The 320-nt window shown below is 73.8% G+C and carries 1 protein-coding gene; it reads left to right on the top strand.

What is annotated here, in order from left to right:
• Nucleotides 1-320: transposase (locus tag ACTQ0H_RS09370; protein ID WP_441548096.1), on the top strand; the 320-nt coding region annotated here is incomplete at both ends.

The following is a 320-nucleotide window of genomic DNA, read 5'->3' on the forward strand; positions in this document are numbered from 1 at the left end:
CAATCGCCTCGAGCCTGGACGCAGACATCGAGGATCTGTGCGGAAGGCCGCTCGACGGCTCGCCGGTGCCCTACGTCTGGCTCGACGCGACCTACGTCAAGTGCCGCCGCGGGGGGCGCGTCGCCTCCACCGCCGTGGTCACCGCCATCGGCTGCGATGCGGGCGGTCGGGGGCGCGTCCTTGGCGTCGACGTGGTTGACACCGAGTCCTACGACTCGTGGCTCGCCTTCCTGCGGGCTATCCGCTCGCGCGGGGCGGCGGGCGTGCGGCTCGTCGTCTCGGACGCCCACCCGGGGCTCGTCCGGGCGCTCGGCGAGGTC

It is taken from the genome of Collinsella sp. LCP21S3_A3 (genome assembly GCF_052118905.1).
In the GTDB taxonomy this organism is placed as follows: domain Bacteria; phylum Actinomycetota; class Coriobacteriia; order Coriobacteriales; family Coriobacteriaceae; genus Collinsella.